Source organism: Rhodococcus sp. P4_B6 (genome assembly GCF_056402215.1).
The window spans coordinates 1-8,290 of the sequence record NZ_JBFUHV010000272.1; the positions used below are offsets into that span (position 1 = coordinate 1).

Genomic DNA, 8,290 nt, shown 5'->3' on the forward strand with positions numbered 1-8,290 from the left:
GTAAGTACGTGTTCGACTTCGACCGTGGCGATGTTCTCTCCGCCGGAGATCACGATGTCTTTTGCGCGGTCCCGGATTTCCACCGATCCGTCGGGGTGTATGACGCCGAGGTCGCCGGTCTTGAACCATTCGCCGATCCGGGCGGCCTCGGTCGCTGCGTCGTCGTTGTAGTAGCCCAGCATGACGGTGTTCCCTCGGACAGCGATCTCCCCGAGAGTTGTGCCGTCAGCGGTGACGTCGGCGATCGGGGCGTCGTCTTTCTTGCCGACGGTGTCCAGGACCCTGATTCCTGTGCCGACCATGTTGGAGTTGCCCTGCACGGCCATTGCTTTGGAGAGATCGGTATGGCTGAGGGTGTTCCATTCGGGGCGTGGTTCGTTCACCACAGCAGGTCCGAAGGTTTCGGTCAGACCGTAGAGGTGGGTGGTGTGGATGCCGAGTGCGGTCAATTCGGACAACAGTGTGGGGGACGGCGGCGCTCCCCCGGTTCCCACCTCGACGATTCTGCCGAGAGGCCCGTTGTCTGCCTCACGATGTTGTGTGAGGTTGGTGAGGACGGTGGGAGCGGCGTTGAAGTGGGTGATGCCCCCGCTGCGCAGATGGGCCCATACTGTGTCGGGGTCGGGGCGATCGAGACAGACCTGTGTTCCTGCCGCGGCGGTGATTGCCCAGGGAAAACACCAGCCATTGCAGTGGAACATCGGCAGGGTCCACAGGTAGACGGTGTCGAGGCCGAGTTTGGCGTGGTGGGTCATGGCAAGCGCCTGCAGGTAGGCGCCGCGGTGGTGGTACATGACGCCCTTGGGCCGGCCGGTCGTGCCGCTGGTGTAGTTCAGCGAGATGAGGCTGCGTTCGTCCTCGACCGTGCGCGCGTGTTCGGGTCCGTCCGCGTCCAGGACCTGTTCGGCAGCGAGGGTCCGGATGCCGAAGGATTCTGCGGCGGCGCTGAATTCGTTATCGACCAGGACGAGTGATGCGCCGGAGTGTTGGACGATGTACTTCAGTTCCGGTGCGGCCAGGCGGTGGTTGAGGGTGACGAGCACGCCGCCGGCCAAGGGAACGGCGAAGTGCGCGAGCAGCATCAGCGGGGTGTTCGAGGCCAGGACGGCGACGCGGTCGCCCGGTTTGACTCCGTGGCCTGCGAGTGTGCCGGCCATGCGGCGGGCGGTGACCCCGAACTCGCCGTACGACCACGACTGGGAGTGGTAGGTCATGGCGGTGCGATCGGCGTGGATGGCCTCCGCGCGTTCGAGAAAGTTCAGGGGTGTCAGGACCTGATCGCCGAGATGAGCGGTCACAGCACGCTTCTTTCAGAGTCGGTGACATCGGGGATGTCGAGTACATGGCCCATGCGGTCGCGTTTGGTACGGAGGTAACGGACATTGTCGGTGGTCGCGTTGGTCGAGAGCCCGACGCGGGCAAGGACCTCGAGCCCGTCGGTGGTCAATGCCGCACATTTGGCCGGATTGTTGGTCAACAGGCGCACTCTGCCTACTCCGAGTTCCCTGAGGACGTGGGCTCCGACCGCGTACGAGCGGGCGTCGGCGGCGAGGCCTTGGGCGAGGTTGGCGTCCACGGTGTCCATCCCGCGGTCTTGCAGCGCGTAGGCGTGGATCTTGTGCGCCAAACCGATGCCACGGCCTTCGTGCCCCCGCAAGTAGATCACCGCGCCGCATTGCTCCTGACTGACCGCCATCAGTGCCTGCTCGAGTTGGCTGCCGCAGTCACACCGGGTCGAGGCGAGAATGTCCCCAGTCAGGCATTCGCTGTGCAGGCGCACGAGGGCACCGGATTCACTCTCGGCGGCCGCGGCCACGTCTCCCATCACCAACGCCAGATGCTCGACTCCGTCATCGCTCGACCGGTACGCGATTGCCTGGAACTCTCCGAAGGCGGTGGGCATGCGCGAGGTCGAGAGTCTTTCCACGGGTCCTGCTTCCGGATGCAGGGATTGCGCGAGGTCGGCGATGGTGACCACGGGCAGCCCATGGCTGTCCGCGAATCGGCGCAGATCCGGCCCCCGCCGCATCGAGCCGTCCTCCGCGACGATTTCCCCGATCACCCCGACCGGAGCACGGTCGGCGAGGGTGAGTAAGTCGATTGCGGCTTCGGTGTGCCCAGGCCGCTCCAGGACACCTCCCGGGCGCGAGCGAAGCGGGAAGACATGTCCGGGGCGACGGAAGTCACCGGGGACACTGGTCGAGCGGGCGAGGGCGCGCACGGTCATCGCGCGGTCGCTGGCGGACACCCCGGTCCCGGCGCCGATGTGGTCGACGGTGACAGTGAAGGCGGTCTGGTGGGTGTCCGTGTTCACCGGCACCATCGGCGCCAACTCGAGCTGATCGGCTCGTTCGGTGGTCATCGGAACGCAGAGGATGCCGGTGGTATGGCGGACCATGAAAGCTATCTGCTCGGCGCTGACGGTGTCGGCACCGGCCACGAGGTCGCCCTCGTTCTCGCGATCTTCGCCATCGAGCACGACGACCATGCCGCCGGCCCGCAGCGCCGTGACGGCCCGGTTGACCGCGTGATCGCCTGCCCGATCCGGGGTCACCGGTGCTCCTGGCCGAGCAACATGTGTGTACCGAAATCGCGGCGGAAGTAAGTGAGCGGCGATCCGTCGTGGGCGACCGCCTCACGAACCTCGCCCAACACGACGATGTGGTCTCCACCCTCGACGAAGGAGGACGCGTCACAGACCACCCAGCCCGGTGCCCCGGTCAAACGGGGAACACCACCGACCCGAGTCCACGGTGTGTCGGCGAATTTGTCGGTCCCCTTGCGGGCGAAGGCCGTCGCTGCCGCCGACTGGGCGCTACCGAGGATATTGACGCCGAACCGTCTGCCGCGCTGAATGATCCCGAGGAGCTCGGAAGTGCGATCGAGCGAAACCAGGACCATGGGAGGTGCCATCGACAAGGATGCGAAGGCACTAACCGTCGTCCCGTGCGGTCGATCACCGTCCATCGCCGTCACCACCGAGACCGGGGTGCAGACCGCAGCCATCACCTCCTTCAGTGATGCTGCAATGTCCTCGTGTGGTGTTGTCGAGCATGTCGTCATGTTCTTCCTCCTCGCTACGTCAGCGGATGTGGTTGACGAGTCGAGTGACGCCGGGGATGTCGATGGTCAGCACTTCCCCGGGCTGTAGGTATCTGGGCGGATCCTGCCGGTAACCGATCCCGGCCGGCGTGCCGGTGGCGATGATGTCTCCGGGGGTCAGCGTCGTCCACGTGCTGACATATTCGATGACCGAGGGAACATCGAACACCAGATCCGCGAGAACCCCGGCCTGTACCCGGTTGTCGCCGAGGTAGGTGTGTACTTCCAGGGCGTTCGGGTCGGCGATCTCGTCCGCCGTGACCAGCCACGGGCCGACCGACCCGGATCGGTCGAAGTTCTTTCCCGCTGTGGCCTGCGTTCCGTGGAGTTGGAATTCCCGGACACTGTTGTCGGCGAAGGCGGTGTAGCCCCAGACGTGGTGCGCCGCATCTCGGGCCCGAATGTTCCGGCCGCCGCGGCCGATGACGATCGCGATCTCCCCCTCCCAGTCCAAACTGTCGGACGCCGGCGTTCGTTCGACCGGCTCCATGTGCCCGACGAGCGACGAGGGGAAACGGACGAAGAACGTGGGATGTTGCGGCGGTTCCTTATCCATCTCGACGGCGTGGTTGTGGTAGTTGAAACCGACGCAGAGGATCCGCCGCGGATCGGTGACCGGCGGTAGCCAACGGGTGATCCGGTCGAGATCGATCACCGGGCATCGGTGGAGATCCTGATCCGTCAGAGCAGCGAATTTGTCGATGTCGACGTCAGCGGTCACCACACCGGTGAGCCCGGTCACGTCCCGCGGTCGGCCGTCTGCGTCGAGGACGACGGTCCGTGGATCACCGTCCTGTTCGACCGTTGCCAATCGCATCAGAAAGCCTTTTCTTCGGTGAGGATGGTCGAGGCCTGACCGAGGAGGGTCTCGATCCGGTCGATGCCCGTCGATGTGGGCGTAATTAGCGGGGACCGCACGTGCGGTGAGGCGATCCGTCCCTGCTGGTGCAGGACCCACTTGGCCGGTGCCGGATTGGTCTCCACGAACAGCAGGTCCACCAGCGGGTGCAGCGCGTAGTGAAGTGCGCGGGCACCGTCGTGATCACCGGATGTCCACAGTTCGTACATCCGCGCGACCGTGTGGGGGGCGATGTTGCTGACGGCGCTGACGAATCCGACACCGCCGAGTGCAAGCAGGGGAAGGCAGAGCAGTTCGATGCCGGACCACACCGAGATATTCTCTCCGGCTTCGTGAATCACCCGGGAGAAGTGTTCGAATTCCTTCGTTGTTTCCTTGATACCGACGATGTTGTCGAAGTCCCGGTAGAGGCGGGCGACCGTGGAGGGGTCCAGTTCGACGGCGGTCCTCGAGGGAACGTTGTACATGATGATCGGCAGGTCCGGGAACTCCCCGGCGATGGTGGCGTACCACCGGTACAGCGCCTCTTGGGTGGGTCGCGCGTAGTACGGGGTGATGATCAAGGCCGCATCGGCGCCGGCGGCACGAGCGGCTGCGGTGATCTCGAGGGTTTCGTCCAGCTTGGCCGATCCGGTTCCAGGGATGAAGGGAACGCGGTCGTTGATCTCGTCGGCGACGACCTCGATCGCCTCGATCCGCTCGGCGACGGTCTGTGCGGCCGGCTCCCCGGTTGATCCACCGATCGACAATCCGTGCGATCCGGCCGCGATTTGCCACTGGACCAGTCGGCGCAGGCTTGCCGTGTCGAGCGCCCCGCTATCGGTGAACGGGGTGATCAAGGGTGCGATCGATCCGGTGATCAGTGCGGTGTCGGTGCGGAATCTCATGCCAGTACTCCTTCGCGATTGGTCGACTCGAGCACCGTTGCTGCCACCGCCAGATCGGCCAGACCCATCCCGAGTCCTTTGAAGATCGTCAAAACGGGGTGCAGCGGACGCACCACCGCACCGGTGAGAAGGTCGCCGAGGGTCTTGACGGGGGTCCAGTCCTCGCCGTAGTACTCGGTCAGCTCCCGGGATGATCGACGTGCGTTGGCGATACTGTCGACGACCGCCAGGTCGGCGTCGGCCAGCAACGCGGGATCGAACTCGGCGTTGCTCGGCAAGATCGCGCCGACGGCATTGAGGTGCGTTCCCGGGGACAACAGTCCTCGCGGGAGGAACGGTTCCGTCGCTCGGGTGATGAGGGTGACGATGGGGGCCCCGTCGACGGCCTCGGCGAGTGTGGGGGCCGCGACGGCGTCGATGCCGAGGTTTTCGCGCACCGTTGCCGCGAAACCGGTCCGGCTGTTCTCGGAGCGGCTCCACACCCGTACCCGGGTGATCGGTCGAACTGCACATACCGCAGCAACTTGTCCCAATGCCTGCCGTCCGCTGCCGATCAGGGCGAGCTCGGACGCATCGGGGGCACTCATCAGGCGTGTCGCCAGCCCGGAGACCGCCGCGGTACGCATCCCACCCAGCGCACCGGCCTCGAGCACCGCACGGGGGGTACCGGTAGTGGCGTCGAACAGCGTCATCAGCGCCGAGGCACCTGCCGGAGTGTTGACCCAGGTCTTGAACGCGACGAGGCCGGCGCCCTCGTCATAGGCACCGAGAGCGTGCGCGCTGCTGGCCGGCTCCCAGGTCGTCATCGTTTTCGGGATGTTTCGGGCGGTGCCGTCGACTTCACGGGTAATCGATCGGGTGACCGACTCGATGGCGTCGAGGATCGAGACCCTTTCGCGTACTTGCTGTTCCGTTATCCACGGTACGTTCATCGTGTTCCTTGCCAGTTGTGTGTTCGAGGGCGGACACACCCGTGCAATCGGTGCGCACGGGGTGTGTGGTCCTCATTCCCGCGGAACGGATCGGCGATCCATACCACTGAGGCTGTGATGCACCTAACAATAGAGATTCCGTGGTATAAAGCAAATATCAAGATATCGATACACGCATCATTGATTGCTTATAGAGGGACCATGGAAGCGCAACTGTCGCTCAAACGCCTGGAAGTGTTCCGGCTCGTCGTCGAAGAGGGAAGTGTCACGCGAGCCGCGGAAGTGCTGATGGTCGCCCAGCCGGCCGTCTCGGGACAGTTGAGGGCTCTCGAATCATGGCTCGGCGCAAAGCTGTTCGTCCGCCGCGGTAACCGAATGTTGTTGACAGAAGCGGGCGAACGCGCCAACCAATGGGCGAAGGAGATGTTGGCCTCGGCGGCCCAGATCAGGCGCGACGTCGACGAACTCGGATCGGGGCGAGGCGGCGCCGCGTCCATCGCATCGAGCATGGCGGTGGGCAGCTACCTCCTCCCGCCGATTCTGTCCCGGTTCCAGCGCGGCCGGCCCGGTTCGGACCTCACCCTTTCCAGCTCGCAACCCAACGAAGCGTTGCGTGCGGTGGAAACCGGTGAGGCGGACTTCGCCGTCGTGACCTGGGATCAGCGGCACCTCCCGGACACCATGTCCTCCGACGTCATCCGCACCGAGCCGATCACCCTCTGCGCCGGGCCGGGCCTCGTCGCCCCGTCGAGGGCGCTATCCCTCGACGAGGCATTGGAGCTGCCGTTCGTCGGCGCGCCGCGGGAGGTGATCTACCAACGCAACCTGATGGAACAGCTCACCCGGCTCAGCGACATCGAACCGAATTTCATCATCAGATTCGGGCATGCCGAACCGATGAAGCAGGCCGCCGCCGAGAACGCGTGGGCGATTTTCGCCCCGCGCTACGTCGTCGAATCCGACCTCGCCGCGGGCCGACTACAGGAGTTGGCCGTTCCCGGCCTCGAACTCACCGAGCGTATCGCGTTGCTGTGGCGGCGGGACAAGTTCTTCTCGCCACTGCAGCAAGCGGCCGTCGACGAGATCCGCGACGCTCTCCGATCCCGGTGACGCCGCGGTCACGCACTGTCACCACGACCAGTTCCGCTCCTGCGGCGGCGACCAGACTCCCGCTTCCCGCAGATACGGCAACACCGGTGAGAACGACTCCAGCTCCTGTGGACTCCACAGAGGAAAGTTGATCAGCACATTCGATGTCGCCGTGGTGCGCTTGAGCGAAWTGATCTTCTCCGCGACCTGTTCGGGGGTTCCGATCAGCTGCAAAACCGATCCGGCACCGCCGAACGCGCGGGTGGCTTCGTCCTCCCCCATCTTCTCGTACATCGACCGGGAGGATTCGATCGATCCGAGCACATCAGCGGCGATCTCCTTGGTGGCCTCGACGTTGAGAGTCTGCAGCAGACGCGCATATTCCTCCTCGGCCTCGCCCTCGTTCGGGCGCACGATCGCCATCGAGAACGGACACGTGCCCACCGCTCGTTTACTCTTTTCGGTCAGCGCGGCCAGCCGACGATCGACCTCACGCACCAACTCCTCGGTGTTTGCCAACGTCACCAACTGATCGCAGAACCGTGCAGCGAACTCGGCGCCCGCCGGAGACGCGCCCGCACTGACCAACAACGGGTGTGGATCCTGCACGGGGCGGGGAGTTTTGATTCGCCCGGCCACGCGGTAATACTTGCCGTCGACGTCGATGGGTTCGTGCTCGGTCCACAATCTTTTGACGATGTCGACGAATTCGGCTGCCATGACGTAACGCTCGTCGTGGTCGATGAACGGCTCCCCGAACAGTGCCGCCTCGTCGGCACTGAATCCCGTCACCACGTTCCAGCCCCACCGCCCGTCGCTGAACGCATCGAGCGTGGCGCCCATTCGGGCGACATGGGCGGGCTTGTGGTGAGTGGTGTGGAACGTGGAGATGACGCCGATGTGCTCCGTCGTTGCCAGCAGGGCCATGGCCAGCAACGGCGCGTGATACGCCGGCGACTGGTGCCCGAACTCTTCGGCGACACGTTGGTGCCCGGACCAGTTGTCGGCGATGAACAAGGAATCGAAGCCCACCCGTTCGGCCGCCTGGGCGAGTTCGACCAGGTTGGCTTTCGTCATCGCCGGTGTTCGCCGAGCAGCTTCGTCCGAGTACAGGAAATTGGTCTTTCCGCTGGGAAAGAAGTGCCCGAGGCTCAGCTGCGAAGGGTCTTCGGTTCTCGGCTTCATGGTGGTCCTCTTCGAGTGCTGCGCGGAACTCCCCGCACAAAGGTGGATAGTGATCGCAATCACACTATCGTTCCCGCGACATAAGGCAAGAATCATCTTTCTGAYGAATCCATAAGAAGACGGTTATTCGCTTGTCGATCTTCGGAATAAGTGGCGACTTATGCCCTTATCTCCAATTCGGTAATTGTTTATATAGCGGTGCGCTCTTAGTGTGACCTGGAGCACTGATTTCGAGG

8 protein-coding genes are annotated in these 8,290 nt (G+C 64.3%); 1 reads left to right on the forward strand and 7 read right to left on the reverse strand.

The annotated features are described in order from the left end of the window. The 6 genes from AC1DWT_RS47890 to AC1DWT_RS47915 all read right to left on the reverse strand — a co-directional run. A partial coding sequence (locus tag AC1DWT_RS47890) for an AMP-binding protein (RefSeq protein WP_477925956.1) occupies positions 1 to 1,298 on the reverse strand: 1,298 nt, incomplete at its 3' end. Further along, the gene (ribA, locus tag AC1DWT_RS47895) at positions 1,295 to 2,554 is read right to left on the reverse strand and encodes a GTP cyclohydrolase II (protein ID WP_257014837.1); all 1,260 of its coding nucleotides are present in this window, start codon (positions 2,552 to 2,554) and stop codon (positions 1,295 to 1,297) included. The genes AC1DWT_RS47890 and ribA, both read right to left, overlap by 4 nt. Further along, positions 2,551 to 3,063: a flavin reductase family protein gene (locus AC1DWT_RS47900; protein ID WP_095869937.1), complete on the reverse strand. Its 513-nt coding sequence runs from the start codon at positions 3,061 to 3,063 to the stop codon at positions 2,551 to 2,553. The genes ribA and AC1DWT_RS47900 overlap by 4 nt, the downstream gene beginning before the upstream one ends. Before the next feature lie 19 nt (positions 3,064 to 3,082). Then, positions 3,083 to 3,919, reverse strand: a complete 837-nt coding sequence (locus AC1DWT_RS47905; protein ID WP_095869936.1) for a fumarylacetoacetate hydrolase family protein — start codon at positions 3,917 to 3,919, stop codon at positions 3,083 to 3,085. Continuing rightward, positions 3,919 to 4,848 (reverse strand): 4-hydroxy-tetrahydrodipicolinate synthase, encoded by a 930-nt coding sequence (gene dapA / locus AC1DWT_RS47910; RefSeq protein WP_095869935.1) that lies wholly within the window; start codon positions 4,846 to 4,848, stop codon positions 3,919 to 3,921. The genes AC1DWT_RS47905 and dapA overlap by 1 nt, the downstream gene beginning before the upstream one ends. After that, positions 4,845 to 5,780: an ornithine cyclodeaminase family protein gene (locus AC1DWT_RS47915; RefSeq protein ID WP_095869934.1), complete on the reverse strand. Its 936-nt coding sequence runs from the start codon at positions 5,778 to 5,780 to the stop codon at positions 4,845 to 4,847. Before AC1DWT_RS47915 ends, dapA begins: the two co-directional genes overlap by 4 nt. Positions 5,781 to 5,981: 201 nt before the next feature. Between AC1DWT_RS47915 and AC1DWT_RS47920 the strand changes: the two genes are divergently transcribed. Beyond that, positions 5,982 to 6,890 carry a LysR family transcriptional regulator gene (locus AC1DWT_RS47920; protein WP_095869933.1) on the forward strand — a complete coding sequence of 303 codons (909 nt, stop codon included), beginning with the start codon at positions 5,982 to 5,984 and terminating at the stop codon, positions 6,888 to 6,890. 18 nt (positions 6,891 to 6,908) lie between these two features. Here AC1DWT_RS47920 and AC1DWT_RS47925 read toward each other — a convergent pair whose 3' ends face one another. After that, positions 6,909 to 8,054, reverse strand: coding sequence for an LLM class flavin-dependent oxidoreductase (locus AC1DWT_RS47925; RefSeq protein WP_477925957.1), 1,146 nt, complete (start codon positions 8,052 to 8,054; stop codon positions 6,909 to 6,911). Positions 8,055 to 8,290: the final 236 nt, after the last annotated feature.

What these genes read in the sequence shown, in the direction of transcription:
- dapA (WP_095869935.1), bottom strand. Translation starts at nt 4,848, where the DNA reads ATGAGATTCCGCACCGACACCGCACTGATCACCGGATCGATCGCACCC.
- AC1DWT_RS47915 (WP_095869934.1), bottom strand. Translation starts at nt 5,780, where the DNA reads ATGAACGTACCGTGGATAACGGAACAGCAAGTACGCGAAAGGGTCTCG.
- AC1DWT_RS47920 (WP_095869933.1), top strand. Translation starts at nt 5,982, where the DNA reads ATGGAAGCGCAACTGTCGCTCAAACGCCTGGAAGTGTTCCGGCTCGTC.
- AC1DWT_RS47905 (WP_095869936.1), bottom strand. Translation starts at nt 3,919, where the DNA reads ATGCGATTGGCAACGGTCGAACAGGACGGTGATCCACGGACCGTCGTC.
- AC1DWT_RS47900 (WP_095869937.1), bottom strand. Translation starts at nt 3,063, where the DNA reads ATGACGACATGCTCGACAACACCACACGAGGACATTGCAGCATCACTG.